The organism is Rhizobium subbaraonis (assembly GCF_900220975.1).
GTDB lineage: Bacteria > Pseudomonadota > Alphaproteobacteria > Rhizobiales > Rhizobiaceae > Mycoplana > Mycoplana subbaraonis.
Map to the genome: position 1 here is coordinate 36,579 of NZ_OBQD01000009.1, position 20,191 is coordinate 56,769.

Annotated in this window: 15 protein-coding genes; 8 read left to right on the forward strand and 7 right to left on the reverse strand. The window is 63.0% G+C overall.

The features are described from left to right. Positions 1 to 27: 27 nt before the first annotated feature. The gene (locus CRO48_RS14845; protein ID WP_097140859.1) at positions 28 to 1,521 is read right to left on the reverse strand and encodes an efflux transporter outer membrane subunit; all 1,494 of its coding nucleotides are present in this window, start codon (positions 1,519 to 1,521) and stop codon (positions 28 to 30) included. Positions 1,522 to 2,264: 743 nt separating this feature from the next. Between CRO48_RS14845 and CRO48_RS14850 the strand changes: the two genes are divergently transcribed. The 3 genes from CRO48_RS14850 to CRO48_RS14860 all read left to right on the forward strand — a co-directional run bounded on the left by CRO48_RS14850 (position 2,265) and on the right by CRO48_RS14860 (position 5,258). Continuing rightward, positions 2,265 to 2,483, forward strand: coding sequence for a hypothetical protein (locus CRO48_RS14850; RefSeq protein WP_097140619.1), 219 nt, complete (start codon positions 2,265 to 2,267; stop codon positions 2,481 to 2,483). Positions 2,484 to 2,713: 230 nt separating this feature from the next. Then, positions 2,714 to 3,598, forward strand: a complete 885-nt coding sequence (locus CRO48_RS14855) for an SDR family NAD(P)-dependent oxidoreductase (protein ID WP_097140860.1) — start codon at positions 2,714 to 2,716, stop codon at positions 3,596 to 3,598. A gap of 103 nt (positions 3,599 to 3,701) precedes the next feature. Further along, a complete protein-coding gene (locus tag CRO48_RS14860) occupies positions 3,702 to 5,258 on the forward strand; it encodes a VOC family protein (RefSeq protein ID WP_097140621.1) in 1,557 nt (518 codons plus the stop codon). Between the two features lie 114 nt (positions 5,259 to 5,372). On the opposite strand, the gene CRO48_RS14865 is transcribed toward CRO48_RS14860, so the two are convergent. From CRO48_RS14865 to CRO48_RS14875, 3 genes are all read right to left on the reverse strand, one after another. Next, positions 5,373 to 5,930: an NADPH-dependent FMN reductase gene (locus CRO48_RS14865; RefSeq protein WP_097140623.1), complete on the reverse strand. Its 558-nt coding sequence runs from the start codon at positions 5,928 to 5,930 to the stop codon at positions 5,373 to 5,375. Positions 5,931 to 6,102: 172 nt separating this feature from the next. After that, positions 6,103 to 7,062, reverse strand: coding sequence for a ring-cleaving dioxygenase (locus CRO48_RS14870; RefSeq protein ID WP_097140625.1), 960 nt, complete (start codon positions 7,060 to 7,062; stop codon positions 6,103 to 6,105). A gap of 483 nt (positions 7,063 to 7,545) precedes the next feature. Further along, positions 7,546 to 8,349 (reverse strand): DeoR/GlpR family DNA-binding transcription regulator, encoded by an 804-nt coding sequence (locus tag CRO48_RS14875; RefSeq protein ID WP_097140626.1) that lies wholly within the window; start codon positions 8,347 to 8,349, stop codon positions 7,546 to 7,548. A 263-nt stretch (positions 8,350 to 8,612) separates the two neighbouring features. Between CRO48_RS14875 and CRO48_RS14880 the strand changes: the two genes are divergently transcribed. The 5 genes from CRO48_RS14880 to CRO48_RS14900 all read left to right on the forward strand — a co-directional run bounded on the left by CRO48_RS14880 (position 8,613) and on the right by CRO48_RS14900 (position 17,301). Continuing rightward, a complete protein-coding gene (locus CRO48_RS14880) occupies positions 8,613 to 9,497 on the forward strand; it encodes a choline/ethanolamine kinase family protein (RefSeq protein WP_097140628.1) in 885 nt (294 codons plus the stop codon). A gap of 13 nt (positions 9,498 to 9,510) precedes the next feature. After that, positions 9,511 to 11,955 (forward strand): GcvT family protein, encoded by a 2,445-nt coding sequence (locus CRO48_RS14885; protein ID WP_097140630.1) that lies wholly within the window; start codon positions 9,511 to 9,513, stop codon positions 11,953 to 11,955. Between the two features lie 404 nt (positions 11,956 to 12,359). After that, the gene (locus tag CRO48_RS14890; protein WP_176526766.1) at positions 12,360 to 13,520 is read left to right on the forward strand and encodes a polysaccharide biosynthesis/export family protein; all 1,161 of its coding nucleotides are present in this window, start codon (positions 12,360 to 12,362) and stop codon (positions 13,518 to 13,520) included. Positions 13,521 to 13,658: 138 nt separating this feature from the next. Next, on the forward strand, positions 13,659 to 15,683 hold the full coding sequence (locus tag CRO48_RS14895; protein ID WP_097140633.1) for a capsular polysaccharide biosynthesis protein: 2,025 nt from the start codon (positions 13,659 to 13,661) through the stop codon (positions 15,681 to 15,683). A 217-nt stretch (positions 15,684 to 15,900) separates the two neighbouring features. Next, complete coding sequence (locus CRO48_RS14900; RefSeq protein WP_176526767.1) at positions 15,901 to 17,301, forward strand: capsular polysaccharide export protein, LipB/KpsS family; 1,401 nt, start codon at positions 15,901 to 15,903, stop codon at positions 17,299 to 17,301. Between the two features lie 70 nt (positions 17,302 to 17,371). Here CRO48_RS14900 and CRO48_RS14905 read toward each other — a convergent pair whose 3' ends face one another. The 3 genes from CRO48_RS14905 to CRO48_RS14915 form a co-directional block, all read right to left on the reverse strand. Next, positions 17,372 to 18,409, reverse strand: coding sequence for a DUF2793 domain-containing protein (locus CRO48_RS14905; RefSeq protein WP_176526768.1), 1,038 nt, complete (start codon positions 18,407 to 18,409; stop codon positions 17,372 to 17,374). A 309-nt stretch (positions 18,410 to 18,718) separates the two neighbouring features. Beyond that, positions 18,719 to 19,384 carry an ABC transporter ATP-binding protein gene (locus CRO48_RS14910; protein ID WP_097140639.1) on the reverse strand — a complete coding sequence of 222 codons (666 nt, stop codon included), beginning with the start codon at positions 19,382 to 19,384 and terminating at the stop codon, positions 18,719 to 18,721. Further along, positions 19,381 to 20,172, reverse strand: a complete 792-nt coding sequence (locus tag CRO48_RS14915) for an ABC transporter permease (RefSeq protein ID WP_097140641.1) — start codon at positions 20,170 to 20,172, stop codon at positions 19,381 to 19,383. Before CRO48_RS14915 ends, CRO48_RS14910 begins: the two co-directional genes overlap by 4 nt. Positions 20,173 to 20,191: the final 19 nt, after the last annotated feature.

The following is a 20,191-nucleotide window of genomic DNA, read 5'->3' on the forward strand; positions in this document are numbered from 1 at the left end:
TTTTGTCTATAGCATGCAGAAATGGCCTTACTGCGTGGCTGCAGCGGCGGACGCCACCTTGCGGTTCGGCGACGGGGTCGGCACCGGCGTCTCGATGGCCGAGCCGCCGCCGATCGCGACGTTGAGGGCGACATAGTCGCTGGCAAGCGAACGGATGGCTGACGCGAGCGTCAGGCGGCTGTTTGCAACGTTACGCTCGGCATCGAGCACGTCGAGGATCGTGCTGGCGCCACCGCGATAGCTTTCGCGCGCCAGCGACAGGGCCTCCTCGTTCGACGCGACCAGGCGGCGCAGCGCTGCGACTGTCTGGTAGTCGCGAATGAGCGCGGCCTGCGCGTTTTCGACCTCTTCGATGGCGTTCAGGACCGTCTGCTTCCAGGCAAAGTACTGCTGCTTGGCAACGGAGTCGGCGATGTCCACCTGGGCGCGCAGCGCGCCGCCGTTGAAGATCGGCACCGTCAGCGTCGGACCGAAGCTCCAGGAGGTCAGATTGCCCGAAACGGCGCTGAGCGTGCGGGCGGCGCCGATGGTGCCGTCGAGCGTCAGGGCCGGGTAGAGCTGCGATTCTGCAACGCCGATCTCGGCGGTTGCTGCGGCAAGCGTGCGTTCCGCCGCGCGGATGTCCGGACGGTTGCGGATGAGATCGGCAGGAACACCGACCTTGGTGGAGTGACGCGGATAGGGCTGGCTGCCGGCGCGGATCAGCTCGGGCGTTACCGTCGCGGCGGGTACGCCCAGCAGCGTCGCCACCCGGTTGGCCGACTGATAGAAGCCGGTTTCCAGCGGCGGAAGCTCGGCCAGCGTCTGGTTGACGAGGCCCTCGGCCTGTACCACGTCGAGGCTGGAGGCGGCACCGGCGGCGCGGATGTCCTGCGTCAGCTTCAGCGTTTCTCGGCGTGATGCCAGGTTCTCGCGGTTGAGCGCCAGCGCTTCCTGGAAGAAGCGCACGCTGATGTAGGTGGTCGTCAGTTCGCTCAGGTAGGCAAGGCGGGCGACATTGACGTTGTCATAGGCCGCATCGAGCGACGCGTTGGCCGATTCCCTTGAGCGTGCATACTGGCCGAACAGGTCGAGCAGCCACGAGGCGCCGACGTTGCCGGATGCGACCCTGGACTGGGTATGGCTGGAGCCGGGGATGACGGTGCCGTCGGCCAATACCGTTGTCGACTGCCGCTTGAGCAGCGACCCGTCCGAGCCGGAAGCGGTGGCGCTGCCGCCGCCGTTGATCTGCGGCCAGGCGCCGGCGCCGGCGGCGACGACGTTGGCCTGCGCTTCGGTGATGCGCTCCATTGCCTGCAGGACCGAGAGGTTCTCGTTCATGCCGCGCGAAACGAGTTCGTTCATGCGCTTGTCGCGGAAATTTTCCCACCAGGGGTTGAGCGTGGTGTCGCCGGCAGACTTGCCTGCAGCCTCGGAGAACTTTCCGGGCAGCGCGGTGTCAGGCGCATTGTAGTCCGGGCCGACGACGCAGCCCGACAGCAACAGCATGGTCAACGGCAATAGGGATCGTGCAATCTTCATGGTCTTCCCCGAGCCACGATACAAGCGGCCCATAATCTCGAGTCCAAAAAGCGATTCGCGCATTTTCCATGCGTTATGGTTAATGCATCCTCAACAAGGCCATGCCCGTACGGACTGGCCCAGAATCATCCCGCACACCATATCTAGACTAAGGAAGTTGCCAATGGGTTTTCATGCGACGATTAGGTGGAATCGCAATCAATTCACATCATCTGTTGCGTTTTGGTCCCGGTATCATGGGCTTGCCTAAGCCTTTGGCCGGAACCTTGGCGGCGTCGATTACGCCTTTTGCGTGAAAAATAGGCGGCGGCAAAATGGTGATTTTGCCCGTTGCCGGAGCGATCGCCCATTTTTTGACATTTGCAAGCTCATTTCGTCAGAATGCTGCATGTGCGAACCATTTTTCGCCCTTGAATTGTCACACTAATTGTCGCGCAAAAATTTCCCAAAAATATTGCTCTCGAGTTGACAGGTTTGAGTGAAGCGCCTATCTCTCGAAGCATACGTGAAGGCCCACGTATTTTTCGCTGTCCAAATCCGTCTACCGCCACTTAGGCGTGTGGAGCAACCAAGGGAGTGTGAACATTGCATCATAATGCCAACATCGCTTCCGCTGGTGATGTGTTCTCCTGTCGCGGAACGAAATTCGAGATGATGCTTCCGGCTGGTCGCCGAATTTAGTCTCTCAACTTCGACTAAGCACAAAACGACATTCGCTGTGCCTGTGCATGGCAGGAGTTACTATGGAAAAGCAAGTTATCGAGATCGGCGGCGAAGCCGTCGGTGTTGTTGTTCCTGATCACGATCGGCTGAAGTTCGTTGCCGTCAAGTATCACGTCTGGGATCTGGATTCGAAGCGCTTCGATTCCGCCGACGAGGTGCGCGCGGCGATCCGCAAGCTTATGAACGACCCGTCTGCGGCAGCGCCACGCGGGAGCATGCAGGGTCTGAGCGCGGCCTGACGTCAGGGTTCGCCGAAAGGCGTCCGGCGCGTGGAATTTCTAAGCTATCACCCTACATCCATCGGAATGCAGCTTCACCGCGGGCGATTGCCCGCGGTGAAGCGCGTTGTTATGCACTCGCCTGCGCCGGATCTAAGAGAGTTCCTGGTGCTCTCTTGCTCATTTCTTCGCATGCTTCCGAAGCCTGTTGCCCTGCTCGGCAGGCATGCCCCGATCGGATGGACCTCGCCATGACAAGCCAAACCAAGACAAGCCAATCTGCATTTTCGCCGCGCAACGTCGCCGTCGTTACCGGCGCGGCCTCGGGTATCGGGCTGGCCGCCGCCAAGCATTTTGCCACGCTTGGCATGCGCGTCGTCCTTGCTGATCTCGCCGGACCGCGGCTGGATGAGGCCTTCGCTGCCGTTGGCGCGCTTTCAAAGGCTGGTGGCGACGACGTCATCGCCGTCGCGACCGACGTTTCCGACCTCGGTTCGGTGACGCGCCTGCATGAGGTGGCGGTTTCACGTTTCGGACGCGTGCATGTGCTGATGAACAATGCCGGCATCCAGCCCGGCAGCGCTGTTCTGGGGCCGAGGGAGAGCTGGGAGAAGGTGTTGATGGTCAATCTCTGGGGCGTGGTGAACTGCACCCAGACCTTCGTTCCTGGCATGCTCGAGCATGGCGAGGCCGGGATCGTGATCAATACGGGCTCCAAGCAGGGAATCACGACGCCGCCGGGCGATCCCGCCTATAACGTCTCCAAGGCCGGGGTGAAGGTGTTCACCGAAGCCTTGCAGCATGATCTTCGCAACCGGGAGGGCGCTCTGCTCAGCGCGCATCTGCTGATCCCCGGCTTCGTCTTCACCGCGCTGACGGCACACGGGCGTACGGAGAAGCCCGGCGGCGCCTGGACGCCCGAACAGACCGTCGACTTCATGATGCAGAGCCTCGCAAGGGGCGACTTCTACATTCTCTGCCCGGACAACGAGGTGGCGCGCAGGACGGACGAGAAACGCATCCTGTGGGCGGCCGGCGATATCGTGGAGAACCGTCCGCCGCTGTCACGCTGGCATCCGCAATACGGCGCCGCCTTCAAGGCTTTCGTCGACAAGGACGTTGCTGACGGCGATTGAACGAGGAGCACCGTTCGCAAAACGGTGCACAGTGCATTCACCGGGTGCGGGCTGTTCGGCCGGGCGAAATCCTGATTGGTTATCGCTCGAACGGAGAACATCCATGAGCAGCGGTATTCATCATATCACGGCAATCACGCGCAAGATCCAGGCAAACGTCGACTTCTACGTCGGCTTTCTCGGCTTGCGCCTCGTCAAGCGGACGGCCGGCTTCGAAGACGCCGACCAGTTGCATCTCGTCTATGGCGATGCCAGCGGCGCGCCCGGAACACTGATTACCTTTCTCGCCTGGGAAGACGGCTCGCAGGGCCGCGTCGGTCTCGGACAGGCCGCCGAAATCGCTCTTTCCATCCGGCCGGAGGCAATCGGCTTCTGGCTCACGCGGGCGCTGTCGCACAATATCCAGATGAGCGGACCAGCGCAGGAATTCGGCGAACCGGTCCTGCGGCTTAAGGATCCGGACGGCATCATCATCAAGCTCGTGGGCGAGGCGGAGCTCGAGGTGCAGGATCCCTGGCCGGCGCGCGACATCCCGGCCGGCGACGCAATCCAGCGCATTCGCGGTGCGACGATCTTCAGCGAAAAGCCCGCGGAGACCGCCGATTTCATCACTCGCCACTTCGGCTTTCGTCCTGTGGCGGAGGCCGGCGGTGTTCGCAGGCTCGCCAGCGACGTGGCAGACGTCCTCGACATCAGAGACGCCGGCGGCTTCTGGACCGCTGCGCCGGGAACCGGGACGATCGACCACGTCGCGCTGCGGGCTGCCGACCAGGCTGCGGTCGAGCGGACAGCGGCGGCGCTTGCAGCCGAGGCAGAAGGCGACGTCAACATGCACGACCGCACCTACTTCTACTCGCTCTATGTGCGCGAACCGGGAGGAGCGCTGATCGAGTATGCGACTGACGGGCCTGGCATGACGGTGGACGAACCACAGGAAACGCTGGGCTCGAAGTTGTTCGTGCCTGCCCACTTTCGTGCCGACCCGGAAGAAGTCCGAGTGCGGCTGCCGCAGTTTTCGCTTCCAGGAGAAGAAAGAATGACCGAACGAGATCTCCCCTTCATCCACCGCGTGCACCGGCCGGAAAATGCCGACGGTACGGCACTGGTCTTGCTCCATGGCACCGGCGGCAACGAAACCAGCCTGCTGCCCTTCGGCGCCCGTGTCGCGCCGAATGCGATGCTCGTCAGCCTCCGGGGGCGCAGCACCGACGAGGGCTATCCACGCTTCTTCCGCCGGCTGACGATGACGTCGTTCGACCAGAAGGAAATCGTGACCGAAGCCGAAGCGCTGGCAGCCTTCATAGAGGAAGCCAATGCGGCCTATGGCCTCGATCCGGCCAAGACCGCCTTCCTCGGCTATTCGAACGGAGCCAACATGTTGGGCGCCGCACTCCAGCTGCACCCGGGGCTGATCCGCAATGCGGTGCTGCTGCGGGCGATGAACGTGCTGGAGGGCGCGCCAAAGGTCGATCTGGCGGGAACGAACGTCTTGATGGTAACCGGCCAGTCCGATCCTTACGGGGCCTATGCCGCCGAGATCGAGAAGCGCCTTGCCGGCGCCGGCGCCAGTGTCGAGAACCGGCTCCTTCCAAGCGGGCATGACATCGGCCTTGCGGATGTCGAACTGGCGCGGCAGTTCATGGAAAAGGTCGTGCGATAAGACCGGCGGCGGCTCCAGTGGCCGCCGTTGGCCATCTTGTGCGAGCCCGCTGGCGCGGGTTCATCGGCCCGGAGTGCGGCTGCAGCCTGGGCATGCGCGGGGCCGGCATCGGCCTCAGCGTCCATCCTGCGCGAAGGCGGCGAAGCCTTCGACGAAGGTGCGCAGCCGCTTTTCGGTCGCCTCATCGACCAGCTTTCCGTCCGCATCGAAGACGGAAGCCGCCTTCGACACCATCAGCTTCGATCCGAACCACGGCCGCGTGCCGAGCGTGCGCATGACCGGCAGCCAGGCTTCCTGCGACAGCAGGGTGCCGAAGTTTCCGGGCGAGGCGCCGGTGATGGCGAAGGGCTTTCCGGAAAAGACGCGGGCGATATCGGCAGACGGTCGCGTCATCCAGTCGATCGCGTTCTTGAACACGCCGGGAATGGCGTTGTTGTACTCGGGCGTGAACAGCATGACGCCATCACTGCCGGCGACGAGGTCCTTGAGCTTCGCAACCGCCTCGGGCACGCCGAATTCGGCTTCTTCGTCGCCGTCATACAGCGGGATGCCACGGATGGTTCCTTCGACGATCTCGACGCCTGCAGGCGCCATCGCGATTGCGGCACGCATCAGCGCCGTGTTGTAGGAGGCCTTGCGCAGGCTTCCTGAAATCGCGACCAGCTTCGTCATCTTGCCTCTCCTTGAAATCCGACCGGCCGCACCGGCCGCCAGGTCTCTTGCCGATATCAAACGAAAACCCCGGCAGGAAGGCAATGTTCCTGCCGGGGCAATTCGTTTCGACACAGGCAAACGCGCCTCTGGTGTCTTTCCCGGTGATGCCTGCTTGACGATCGTGTCTCGTTCAGGCGGTCACGAGTGGCTTCAGCCGCGCTTCGATCTGCTGGCGCCGCGGTTCCAGGAAGGGAGGCAGAGACAGGCTCTCGCCGAGTGTCTCCAGCGGTTCGTCCACCGCGAAGCCGGGGCCGTCGGTTGCCAGTTCGAAGAGCACGCCGTTCGGTTCGCGGAAATAGAGCGAGCGGAAGTAATAGCGCTCGACCTCGCCGCTGGAAGGCACGCGGAATCCGTGCACGCGCTCGGTCCAGGCGTGCAGGGCGGCTACGTCCGGCACGCGGAAGGCGACGTGATGGACGGCGCCGGCGCCCTGGTGAGCAGCCGGCAGGTCCGGTTCGACGGCCACGTGCAGCTCGGCCGCTGGTCCGCCTGCGCCCATCGAGAAGATGTGGACCTCGCCCTTGCCGTCCGGCGAGGGATAGGTCGATGTCTTCCTCATGTTCATCACGTCCACGAGCATGGTCTGCGTGTTGCGGATGTCGGGCACGCTGATCGTGATCGGCCCCAGGCCCTTGATCTGGTGTTCGGCCGGCACCGGGCTCTTATCCCAGGGATGCGAAGGGTTTCCGCTGTCATCGACGGTCAGGCGGAAGCGCTGGCCTTCCTGATCCTCGAAGTCGAGCGTCTGGCGTCCGGCGATCTCCCTGATCGAGCCGGCCTTGACCTTCAGTTCGTCGAAGCGTGCCTTCCACCATTCGAGCGTGGCGAGGCTTCCGACCCGGAGGCCGGTGCGGGTGATGCTGTGCGTGCCCCGGCGCTCGCGCCCCACCGGCCAGTCGAAGAAGGTGAGGTCGGTGCCGGGCGATGCCAGACCGTCCGCATAGAAGAGGTGGTAGGCGCTGGTGTCGTCCTGGTTGACGGTCTTCTTGACGAGCCGAAGCCCGAGCGTCTGCGTATAGAAGCGCAGGTTGTCCGGCGCGTTGGCCGTGATCGCGGTCAGATGGTGAATGCCGGTGAGTTGCATGGTCATGTCTGTTCTCCTGCCTCCAGGTGACGAGGGGCGCTGCCGGGAGCGCCGGGTTGGGGGCAGTATCGCGCCAACACGCGTTCACTTGAAGCCGGCAGATGGCGAACGAACTGTCCACCGCCCGTGAACGACGGCGTGCCGGAGGGGCGGGTTCGAGCCTGTGTCGCCTGCTCCTGCCGTTACGGAATGCGCGGTTTTTGTGCATTGCAAGAATCCGCGTGTCCTGGTTGCCGCGATTTTGGGCGGCGCAGCATATTGTCTCTCTGGCGGCTCCGGAAAAACCGTGCAGTTCCGGTACAATCGGCATCTGGCATGCTTCCTGCTTCCCTTAAGCGCAGGTCCAGAGGGGGCCGTCCAAGAGAAGCGTCCGCGAAGGCGCTCCGGAAATGCCGTCGTCAGCACAAGAGAGCCGAAAACGTGCTCCGGTCCTGACGGCGGTATTTTTGTATGTAGGTGCGGCTCCAGTACAATGTGCCGGCCGGTTTCTCATCCGGTACGCGCGTTTTGCGCCAATACAAGCTGAATGCTGTTCTGATCGAGCATTCGCCTGATGTCGGCGGGCGGCTCGTCGTCGGTCACCAGCATGTCGTAGGTGTCCGGCGGGGCGATGGTGATCGGTGCGGAGCGGCCGAATTTCTGCGCATCCGCCACGATGATCCGGTTCTGCGCCTGGCGGGCAGCCGCGCGCGAGATGTCCGCCTCCTGCATGTCCTGCAGCATGAAGCCGGAGCGTGCATTGATGGCGGTCACGGAAAGGATCGCATGCTGCAGGTTGAAGCGCTCGATGTAGCTCAGCGCCTCGATGCCGAAAGTGCCGGCATCATGCGCCCGAAGCTCGCCGCCGACAAAGTAGACGCGATTGTTGTTGCGGGTGGCCAGCGTGTGGGCGACCGAAAGCGAATTGGTGACGATGAAGAGATCGTGGTGCTTCTGCAGGGCCACCGCGATGAAGGCCGTCGTCGAGCCGATGTCCAGGAACAGGCTGTCGCCGTTCTTCACGATCGTCGCCACCTTTGCGGCGATCAGGCGCTTAGGCTCAGGGCTCACATTCATGCGGAAATGCAGCGGTTGTTCGGTCACGCTGTCGGTGATGTGCACGCCGCCGTGCACCTTGGTGACCAGGCCGCTCGCCTCGAGCGTGCGGATGTTGCGGCGGATGGTCTCCTCGGAGACGTTCAGCCGCTCGGCCAGGAACTGGATGCGGCTGGAGCCGCCGGCCAGGCGCAATTCGTCGAGGATCTCGCGCTCGCGATGGTTCGAAAGAGTGGGGGTGGTCGTCGTCGTGTCCATGCCGTTTCCCGTCCGGAGATCCGGCCGGACGGCGCGCCGCCTGCGGATCCGATAACCTATCATATTTCAAGGCTTTGCGCTTGCAAAGCGTTTCGGGCAGAAAGCCTAAATAATCCACGCCATGCAAGCGATGATAGATTGTACATGCAACAAAAAGCCATGTCTTTGTTATTTTTTGTGGAATTTTCTTGACAGTTTTTCGGGAGTGCGGGAATTTCGAAGCAAAAGAGGTGCGTCGCTCAAGGCGCCGGGGACAATGGCAGATGGACGTGGCGGCGCTGGAAATGATCCGTTCGCTGCCTCTGTGGGAGGGCAGGCCGGAGGTCTCCGTTCTCAAGGGAGGCATTACCAATCGCAACTACAAGGTCTCCGATAGCCGGCGGACCTGCGTGGTGCGCCTGGGCGATGACATTCCTGTTCACCAGATCAGCCGCCAGAACGAAGTCGCCGCGAGCCGTGCGGCGCATGCGGCCGGCATTTCGCCGGCCGTGATCCATCATCAGCCCGGCGTGCTCGTGCTCGACCATATCGACGGCAAGACGCTCTCGCCCGAGGACATCCGTTCGCCGGCCTATCTGGAGCGTGTCGTTGCGCTGGTGCGCGCCTCCCACCGCGAGACCGGGCGGCATTATCGCGGCGGCGCGATGATCTTCTGGGCGTTCCACGTCATCGAGGACTATGCGGCGACGCTTGCGGCCGCGGGAAGCCGGCATGCGTCGAAACTGCAGGACCTGCTGCGGATCTCCCGGTGGCTAGAGGCGCAGGCCGGGCCGCACGACATCGTTTTCGGGCACAACGACCTGCTTGCGGCGAATTTCCTCGACGACGGAAACCGGCTCTGGCTGATCGATTGGGACTATGCCGGTTACAACACGCCGCTGTTCGATCTCGGCGGACTTGCCTCGAACAACGAACTCGACGAGGCGCAGGAGCGCTGGCTGCTGGAGTTTTACTTCGAACGCCCGCTCGATGCCGGACTGTGGCGGCGATACCAGGCGATGAAATGCGCCTCGCTGCTGCGCGAGACGCTGTGGAGCATGGTCTCGGAACTGCATTCCACCATCGACTTCGACTACGCCGGCTATACCGCCGACAACCTGGACCGGTTCCAGCGCGCCCATGCGCAATTTCGCCATTCCGAAGAGTAAAAGAGCGTTCAGCATGAAAGAGCTTCCTTCCAGCGCAAAGGCGGTCGTCATCGGTGGCGGCATCGTCGGCTGCTCGACCGCCTATCATCTTGCCAAGCTCGGCTGGACGGACACCGTTCTGCTGGAACGCAAGAAGCTGACCTCGGGCACGACGTTCCATGCCGCGGGACTCGTCGGTCAGTTGCGCACGAGTGCGAACATCACCCAGCTGCTCGGCTATTCGGTGGACCTCTACAAGCGGCTGGAGGCGGAGACGGGCCTGGGGACGGGATGGAAGATGAACGGCGGGTTGCGGCTGGCCTGCAACGCAGAACGCTGGACGGAAGTGAAGCGTCAGGCGACGACGGCGCGGTCCTTTGGCCTGGAAATGACATTGCTCACGCCGAAGGAGGCTCAGGACCTCTGGCCGCTGATGACGATCGATGATCTCGTCGGCGCCGCCTTCCTGCCGACCGACGGGCAGGCGAACCCATCCGACATCACCCAGGCGCTGGCGCGCGGCGCGACGATGGCCGGGGCCTCGATCTTCGAGGATACGGAAGTCATCGATCTCGTGATCGACGACGGCCGTATTCGCGCGGTCGTCACGGCGCGCGGCCGGATCGAGTGCGAACGGGTGGTCGTCTGCGCGGGGCAGTGGACGCGCGCGTTCGCAGCCCGCTTCGGGGTAAACGTGCCGCTGGTGCCGATGGAGCATCAGTACCTGATCACCGAGGCCTTCGGCGTGCCGACGGATCTGCCGACGCTGCGCGACCCGGACCGGCTGACCTACTACAAGGAGGAAGTCGGTGGCCTGGTGATGGGGGGGTATGAGCCGAACCCGGCGCTTTGGGCTGCGGACGGCATTCCGGAAGGGTTTCATTTCGGGCTGCTTAATCCGGATATCGAGCGGTTCGAACAGATCATGGAACTGGCGCTCGGACGCGTCCCGGCCCTGCAGACGGCAGGGGTGAAGCAACTGCTCAACGGACCCGAGAGCTTCACGCCCGATGGCAATTTCATCCTCGGGGAAGCGCCGACCCTGCGCAACTTCTTCGTCGGCGCCGGCTTCAATGCGTTCGGCATCGCGTCTGGCGGGGGAGCCGGCATGGCGCTCGCCGAATGGGTCGTCCGAGGAGCGGCGCCGTTCGACCTCTGGCCGGTCGATATCCGCCGCTTCGGTCGCCCGCATTTCGATACGGACTGGATCCGGCGGCGGACGGTGGAGGCTTATGGAAAGCACTACACCATGGCCTGGCCGTCCGAGGAGCACGCCAGCGCACGACCCTTCCGTACCTCGCCGCTCTATGAGCGGTTGAAGGAGCAGGGCGCGTGTTTCGGCGAGAAGATCGGTTGGGAGCGCCCGAACTGGTTTGCCGATCCGGGCGCCGGCGAAGCGCCCAGGGACATCTATACCTATGGCCGCCCGAACTGGTTCGAGGCCGTGGCCCGCGAGCACCGCGCCGTTCGCGAGGCAGCCGTCATCTTCGACCAGACCTCGTTTGCAAAATTTTCGCTGAAGGGGCGAGACGCCGAGCAGGCATTGTCCTGGATCTGCGCAAACGACGTGGCGCGGAAGCCAGGCTCGGTGGTCTACACCCAGATGCTGAACGATCGCGGTGGCATCGAATGCGATCTCACCGCCGCACGTCTGGCGGAGGACGAGTACTACATCGTCACCGGGACCGGCTTTGCGACGCACGATCTCGACTGGATCGCGCGCAATCTTCCCGCTGGGCTCGACGCGCGTCTGGATGACGTAACCGATTCCTGGTCCGTGCTCGCGCTGATGGGGCCGCACGCGCGGGCCGTTCTGCAAAAGGTGGCATCAGACGACGTCTCGAACGAGGCGTTCCCCTTTGCGACGATGCGCAACATCTTTGTCGCCGGTCATTCCGTACGCGCCCTGCGCATCACCTATGTCGGAGAACTGGGATGGGAGCTGCATGTGCCCGTCGGTCATGCGAAAGCGGTCTATGACGCTTTGATGCAGGCGGGGCGAATCGACGGCCTTGTCAATGCGGGTTACCGGGCGATCGAGACGTGCAGGCTCGAAAAGGGGTATCGGGCCTGGGGGGCGGACATCGGGCCGGACCATACCCCGGTCGAGGCCGGGCTTGGCTGGGCCGTACGGAAGGGCGGGGCGGATTTCCGGGGCCGTGCTGCGGTCGAACGCCAGCGCGCCGAGGGTGTCCGCAAGCTGCTCGTCTGCTTTACTCCGGAGCGTTCCGACGTCGTGCTTCACGGAAGAGAGACGATCTACCGCAACGGAGAGCGGGCGGGCTGGCTGACGAGCGGCGGCTATGGCCATACGATCGGCAAGCCGATCGGCCTGGGCTATGTCAGAAGCCGCGATGGCGTCGATGCCGACTATGTGCTTTCCGGGCAGTACGAGCTGGACGTGGCGGGAATCCGTGTTTCCGCAACAGCCTCCCTGTCGCCGCTCTATGACCCCCGCGGCGTGCGGGTGCGCATGTGAGGGGTACATGTGAGAGGTGGAGGCCGCGGCACTGATTCCGGGAAAATTGACGGCGCGGGTGCGCAGGAACGTGTTTAAGGATAGTTAAAATGCGCTCTTTTTATCGCACCGCCTTTGAAAATCCCGTGGAAAAGCCGGGTTTTAGCAGGTGGCCGCGAAATCGACTTTTCTTGGCGTAACGAATGTGCAAGGGATTTGCTCCATGGTGACGCGGGAGACCTTGGCTCGGTCTCTGGGACAGATTGTGGTGGGACATTGACTTTCTACCCCTGTTGGTTTGATGGAGCGGACCTTGGTCCGGTTTCTGCGTCGTGCCTTGTATGGGCGCGGCCAAAGGGAATTGCAGTGTGATGTATAAAATCGAAGGCAACGGCACCCCCTGCAAAAGGGTTGCACGGTCTTTTATGCGCCTCGTGACCGGGGCTGCGCTCTTGACGCTTTCCGGCTGCCTTGTGCCAAGCGATGGTCCTTTGACCCGTGAAGTGGTCGAATCGGGCGCGGCGGAAGGCGGCAACTACAAGATTCCGCAGACCAAGACCGTCTTCGACGTGGTCGAGATCGACCAGCGTGTGGCCAACAGTGTGACGATGCTCGGCACCCCGAGCCTTGCACGCACGTTCGGTTTCGGCGGTGCCGGGGGCGTGCCGGTCATCGGCGTCGGCGACAAGCTCGAAGTGACGATCTTCGAAGCCGGCCCAGACGGCCTTTTCTCTACCACGGAGCGCAAGTCGACCACCATTCCCGTGGTCGTCCAGCCGGACGGCCGTGGCCAGATTCCCTATGTCGGCGCCGTGCGCTTCGCCGGGATGACGCTCGAGACGGCGCGATCGACGATCGTCGATGCGCTGAAGGCCAAGGCGGTCGAGCCTGATGTGCTCGTCTCCATCGCCGGCAACGAATCGCGCGCCGTGTCGGTGCAGGGCGATGTTCGCGAGGCAGCGATGATCCCGCTCGGCCTTAACGCCGAGCATCTGAGCGGCGTGCTCGCCCGGGCGGGCGGCGCTTCCAAGGCGCCTTACGATACCTATGTGACGCTGAAGCGCGGCGGCCGCACCGGCACCGTGCTGCTTCAGACGATCGTGGACAATCCGAAGGAGGACATCATCGTCCGACCCGAGGACCGGATCTACGTCACCTACGATCCGCAGACCTTCTCCGCACTCGGCCAGACCGAGAAGTCCGGCAAGGTGCCGTTCAATGCCAGCAGCCTGAGCCTCATCGAAGCGGCCGCACTTGCCGGCGGCGGCAACATGACGACGGCTGACCCGAAGGGCTACTTCATCTTCCGCTACGAGAACGAAAGCGTCTACCGCAATGTCGTCGGCGATGACCGGTTCCGCGACCTGCTCGCCAAGGGCATGACGTCGGACGGCAAGGGCCGCTATCCGATCATCTACCGTCTCGACCTGGGCAAGCCGCAGAGCTACATCGTGGCGCAGTCGTTCCCGGTCCGCAATCGCGACGTGATCTATCTGTCGCGCCATCCGGCAACCGACTTCGGCCGCTTCGTGTCGATGATGACCGGCACGTTTTCGGCGGTCAACAACGTCAACCGCACTTTCTGATCGGTCGACGCAGGTATAGATTTGGATCCCGAGGGGGCGTCGGCCGGGCCGATGCCCCCTCGGCGTATTCGGTGGCGTATGCCGGCGTCCGCCGACCGCAGAAGCGGATGACCTGGAGGAAGAAAGATCGAGCGCATCGTGGGTGAGGGAGAACGAAAGACCTATGCCGTAACCTCCGCCGGGCTATGGCGGATCCGCACGGACATTGCGCGCCTGCTCGATGCCGAGATCGTGCTCTGGCCGCTTGCCGGCATGCGCCGGCTCGACGGCTTCGTCGGCTGGGGGTGGCGCCCGTCGGGTCTTCGCGCCAAGGCGCTTGCGGCCAAGACGGGCAAGCCCTGCATCATCGTCGAAGACGGCTTCCTCAAGGGGTATGCGCCGGGCGCCGGTGAACCCTCACAGTCGTTTGTGGTTGACGACGAAGGGATCTACTTCGATGCCGCCGGACCATCGCGTCTGCAGAGGCTTCTTGACGTACCGGCTGACAGCGCCGCTCTGGAACGCTCGCGCGGCCTGATCGAGGCGATCCGGCTGGCCCGGCTTTCCAAGTATAACAGCGGCCGGCTTATCGGGCTGCGGGAGGCGGGGATGCCACTCGGGCGGGCCTTCGTCCTGCTCGTCGACCAGGTTGCGGGCGACGCCTCGATTGCCGGCGCGCTGGCCGATGAAGGCGCCTTCCTGCGGATGATGGAGCACGCGGCCGCGCACCATGCGGGCAAGGTCATGGCGGTGCGGACCCATCCGGCCGCCGGCGACCGCAGCCTGCTGCGGCAGGCCGCGCAGAAGCTCGGCGTGGAGATCGTCGTGCCGACGCCGATGAACCCCTGGCCGCTGCTCGAGGATGCGGATGCCGTCTACACCGTTTCCAGCCAGCTCGGGTTCGAGGCGTTGATGGCGGGCAAGACGGTCCATTGCTTCGGCGTCTCGTTCTTTTCCGGCCGTGGCGCCACGATGGATCATGTCACCGCTCCGACGCCCCGCCCTGCGGCAAGTGTGGAGCAGATCTTCGATGCGGCCTATCTCCGCTACGCCCGTTACCTGGACCTGCACGACCGATCCGAGTGCACGCTGGAACGCGCCATCGAGCAGGCTCAAACCGTGCGCGACCAGAGATCGCGGCTGCCGAGACGCGTTGTGACGGCGGGCATGTCGCCGTGGAAGCGAAGGGCGCTGTCGCCGTTCCTGAAAGGGCAGGCCGGTGCGCCGGTCCATGCTCGCTGCATCGAGGATGCGTCGCGCCGGGCAGGCGAAATCGGCGGCCTTGTCGCCGTCTGGGGCTCGGACAGGATATTGCCGGACGGGGTCGAGGCGATCCGGATCGAGGACGGTTTCGTCCGCTCGAAAGGGCTTGGCGTGTCGTTGGTAATGCCGTCGTCGGTCGCCCTGGACGGGCGCACGGTCTATTACGATGCCCGCAGCGCCAGCGGATTGGAGGAGCTCATCGGCACGGCGGAATTCGACGCCGGCTTGTTGCGGCGGGCGCGGGCGTTGCGGCATATGCTGATCGCGCGGGGCATTTCCAAATACAATGTCGGCACGGATGTGGACCTGCCGCAGCCTCCGGACGGGCGGTTGAAGGTGCTCGTGCCAGGGCAGGTCGAGAAGGACGCTTCGATCCGCTTCGGTTCGCCGGTGGTGAAGTCCAACGCAGGACTGGTCGCTGAGGTGCGCGCGCTCTATCCCGAAGCCTTCGTCGTCTACAAGGAGCATCCGGACGTCGTTTCCGGAATGCGTTCCGGCGGCAAGGTGCCGGATGCCGCAGACCTGATCGTGCGTGACGGCGACATCATGCGCTGGATATCCTGGGCCGATCGCATCGAGACGATGACGTCCCTGACCGGATTCGAGGCTCTGATCCGCGACAAAGCTGTGGGCGTGCACGGCATGCCCTTCTACGCGGGCTGGGGATTGACCGACGACCGCAACCCGCTGGAACGCCGGAAGCGGCGAATCGACATCGACATGCTGGTCGCGGCGACACTCATCCTCTACCCATTCTACATCCACCCTCTGAGCGGTATGCCGTGCCGTCCGGAAGATCTTGTGCGAGAGATATCGGAGGGACGTGCGCAGCCCGTATCGACAGCCGACCGCGTGTTGGGCGGCGTTGCGCAGGCTGCCAACAGAATCGCCGTGCGGCTCCGGGACCGCAGGCTCGGCTGAGGCTTTCCGGGTTCCCGCACCAGCCCGGATATGTCACGTTGCACGAACACACGAAGATTTCGAAAAATGACAGATTGGTAAGAATAATTGAGTATGAACGCGTTGATAAAAATCGACGCCTGTGCAAAGACCAAGCAACCTTTTTGTATTCCCCACGTACAACCGGAGCATCATGCCAAGCGATCGCGCTTCGACAGATCGAACGACAAAGAGCGGCGTGCGTGACGAAGTGCAGGCCGGTGGTCGTGGATCTTCGCGCCTGATCTATCTGAACCTGCGCCGCAAGCAGTCGGCTTCGTTCCCCTCCAAAAGCGTTCCCCGGGTCCTTCTTTTGCAGGGACCTGTCGGCCCGTTCTTCCGTAAGGCGCAGACGCTTCTGAACGAGAGCGGGTTCGATGCGTGGCGCGTCTGCTTCAATGTCGGCGATCGGCTTTTCGCCCATCGCGACAAGACGCTGAATTTTTCGGGCACATCCGATGCCTGGAACGTCTGGCTATCGGAGATGCTGAAGGCGCATGGCTTCGATTTCGTCGTTCTTTTCGGTTGCGAGCGCGAGGTCCACAGGGTCGCGATCGCCTGCTGCGAGAAGCTCGACATTCCCGTCATCTGCCTGGAAGAAGGCTACCTGCGGCCGGGCAACATCACGCTTGAATTCGGCGGCAACAACTGGCGGTCGCCGATCGCCGGAAAGCTGCCTCCCGAAGACTATTCGGGACGTTACTCCGAGCGCCGCAAGGGCGTGTCCTACGCATCCTCGTTCGGCGCCATGGCATCGTACGCGTTCCTGTATTTCTCGCTGCGCAATCTTTTGTCCACCGCCAGCGAGCGCAAGCTCTTCCACAAGCAGAAGCGCATGCTCGCCTCGGAGGCGTTCTACTGGATCAAGAACTACTATCGAAAGTTCCGCAACCTGAATGCCAACTACCGCTGCGTCGAACGCCTGCTTGAGCATTTCGATCACAAGTACTACCTCATTCCGCTGCAGGTGCATGACGATAGCCAGCTCGGCCGCGCGGCCGGCAGCTGGAACAGCCAGAAGCTGATCCTGAAGTCCATCGTCTCGTTCGCGCGTAACGCGCCGGCTACACACCAGCTTGTGTTCAAGATCCATCCGATGGAGCGCGGCCACAGCCGCGATCGGCAGTTCATCCAGCAGGTCAGCCAGCTGAACGACGTGGCGGATCGCGTCCACATCATCGATGGCGGCTCGCTCGGACTCTTGACGCGCCATGCCGCGGGCATGGTGACAATCAACAGCACCTCCGGCCTGTTCGCCATTCATCACGGCATTCCGCTGGCCGTCATGGGGCAGGCGATCTACCGACACCCGGATCTGGCGTTCTGCGTCAACAAGGGGATCGATCTCGATGCCTTCTGGACCTGGAACAAGGTCGCGCCGGGCGAAGTGCGGACACGGTACCTTTCCTGGCTCCATGAGCAATGTCTCCAGCCCGGGGACTTCTACGCCTATGAAGGCATGGAGGTCTCGATCCAGGCGCTGCGCGACAAGCTGACGGAGGCCGTCGCCACCGGCCGCCGGGTCGGGCAGAAGGGGCGGCAGGCCGAGGTCATCAGCGGCGCTTTCGACAATCCGCTCCCCGACGTTTCCCAGGGTTAGGTTTTACTGCCGATTTTTCCGGGCTGGCATTATTTGCCGGCATGCCGGGGCGAACCGTATGTCTGGTCCGTCAGGTCAGTGCAATGATCGACAGGTCCGTCTTGTTGAAGCCGAAATCGATCACTGCATTCCCCTGGTGATGCAGGGCAAGCCAATCGCCTTCTGCCAGTGGGACGATACCGGAAGCGCAGATCCTGCGATTTGCGGGCGTGCCGCTGTGGTATCCGGTGCCGACGACCATCTTCGTACCATTGACGATGACGTCGACGGTGATGGGGCTGGTGCTGGCGGGCATGGCGCCGACGCAGACGAGATAGTATGCCGATGTCGGAACCACGAGCGTGCTGCCGATTCCCGAGGGCAGGGGCGTCCCCAGTGCGAAGCCACCCGTGGCGAACTCCGTGTCGGTGAAGCCGCTAAGGCTGCCTACGGCCATCGCGGTGGGAGCAACGTTGGCCCAGGCGTGCGCAGCGGGCCTGAGGGGGGTGGCGACGTGTCCGGTGTTGCCTATGGCAAGGGCAGTCACCCAGCCGCCCGAGCCGATCGCGACCTTGATCGAGAAGTCGTTGTTGCCGGCGAGCCCCAGCTCGGCCTGCCCCGCCCAATCCGATTGAAAGACGACGCTTGCCGTGTCCCCCTCATCCGCCTTGTTGATCTTGAGCCTGTGGTCGCCTCCGTCATGCGTCAGCAGACAGGCATCGGACGCCAGCGCCAGCCGGTTTGTCTCGTCGGGCGTCGTGTTGACGCCAAGCGTCTGCAAGGGGCCGATATGGGTAAAGCGCGTCCAGGCGCCGCCGTCATGGACATACAGCCGGTTCTCGTCGGCGCACCATGCGAGCCAGCCCTTCCTTGGCTGAATGAACTGCCAGGCACCACCGGACCAGCGGGCGATCATGCCGGCGCGCGCGCTCCAGGGACCGGAAGGTGAAGCGCCGATGCCGTAGCAGGCCCCATCCTCCGGTGTTGCCGGCGCGATGTTGCCGATAGTTGCCAGAACCAGCTGCACCAGCGCATCGAGGGTTTCAAGGGCCTCGTTGTGCGGCACGTGCTTTTGCGCCTGCGAGGGCAGAATGTAGGGGAGGCCAAGTCTCGTCGTCTGTTCCTGCATCATCGTCTCCGCGGCCATTGCCAGGACGGGCTGCCGCAACCGCAGCCCTGCTGGTGAAAAGCATAGGTCGGCGGGACGCGGCGAGGACGGAGAGGCCGGCGATGTCTACGGGAAAGCCGATCGGCGGCAGCCCACGGCAACCGATGATCCTATCGACAGTGCAGGCTTCCTGCAGGTCAAGTCTTTGACGTCGAACGTGTATTTTCTGAGATGCGAGGCTGCCGGCGCATGCCGTCCCGAACCGGAGGGCGGGGCTTTGCCCTGTATCCCGGCATTCAATGCGGGGAATTTTCGTCCCCGCAAAGTGGGCTATTTCCCGTGTGCCAGATTGTCTTCATGGACGGCGATGGCTTCATCGATATCGTCGTAGAAGGTGACCTTGCCATCCTTGATGATTCCGCCGATGTGGCAGAAGGCACGCAGCAGCGAGGAGGAGTGGGATACGAGGAGCAACGTCGCGTTCTCCCGCCGTTCATCGAACACCTTCTTGCTCTTCTTCTTGAAGGAACTGTCGCCGACGGCGATCACTTCGTCGATGAGATAGTATTCGAACTCGATCGCCATGCAGATACCGAAGGCGAGGCGGGCGCGCATGCCCGCCGAATAAGTGCGCACCGGCATGTCGAGATAGGAGCCCAGTTCCGAGAAATCCTTCACGAACTCGAGGACTTCTTCGCGGTCCTTGCCATAGATGTCGGCAATGAAGCGAGTGTTCTGCGCTCCGGTGAGGCGTGCGTGAACGCCTCCCTTGAAGCCGAGCGGCCAGGAGATCTTGCCGGTGCGGTAGATGGTGCCGGTGGTCGGCGTATCGATACCGGAGATCAGGTTCATCAAGGTGGACTTGCCGGCACCGTTGCGGCCGAGGATGCCGATGTTCAGTCCGGGCCGGAAGGTCGCGGTGAAATTCTCCAGCACGACCTTCTTGCCGCCGCGCGGATTCTTGAAGACCTTGCTGACGTTGTCGAACACGATCATTCGCTGATGATCCTGTTTCTGTAGAACCGATCGAGTGCCAGCCCGATCACCAGGAGGCCGGTCGATACGGACAGCAGGTAGGTTTTGTCCAGCACGGAAACGTAGTCGAGGTAGGTGGCCGAACGGAACCATTCCACGCAGTGAAGGAAGGGGTTCCACCAGATGATCGCCAGTATCTGTGGCGGCAGCGTCGCAGGCACGAACACCACGCCCGACGAAAGCATCAGTGGCATGTTGCTGAACTTGAGCACCTTCGCCCAGAGCGGAACCAGGGTTCCGAATGTCGCGGTAAAGACCGCAAACGAGAAAGCGAAGTAGCTGATCGCAAGCACGCTTGCGCCGAATTCCAGCGGATAGACGATGATCTTGCGGCCGAGAAACGCGTACATGAAGAAAAGGAACAGCGCGCAGATGATCAGCCAGATGATCGCTTCCAGAATGAAGGCGGCAACGATCGTGTCCAGCGGCTTGACCAGCGGATAGGCCAGCATCGGCTGATTGTGCGACAGGCCGTTGGCTGCCTTTCTGGCAATCAGGTTCGTCATGCGAAACCCGATCACGCCGGTGAGGAAGAACAGCATCGCGCTGTCGCCGAAGGGCAGCTTAGTGCGAACGAAGCCATGCATCAAAAGGAACATCGACACGTAGATCGCAGGTTCCAAGAGCGTCCACAGATAGCCGATGCGGCTTTCGCCGAAGCGGGTCACGCCGCTTCGGACCACCAACGCTGCGATGACGCGCGCATTCTCCCGCAAGGCATAGCGAAAGCTTTTCTCCGTCAGGTACATCGTGGCTTTTCCAGAGTTC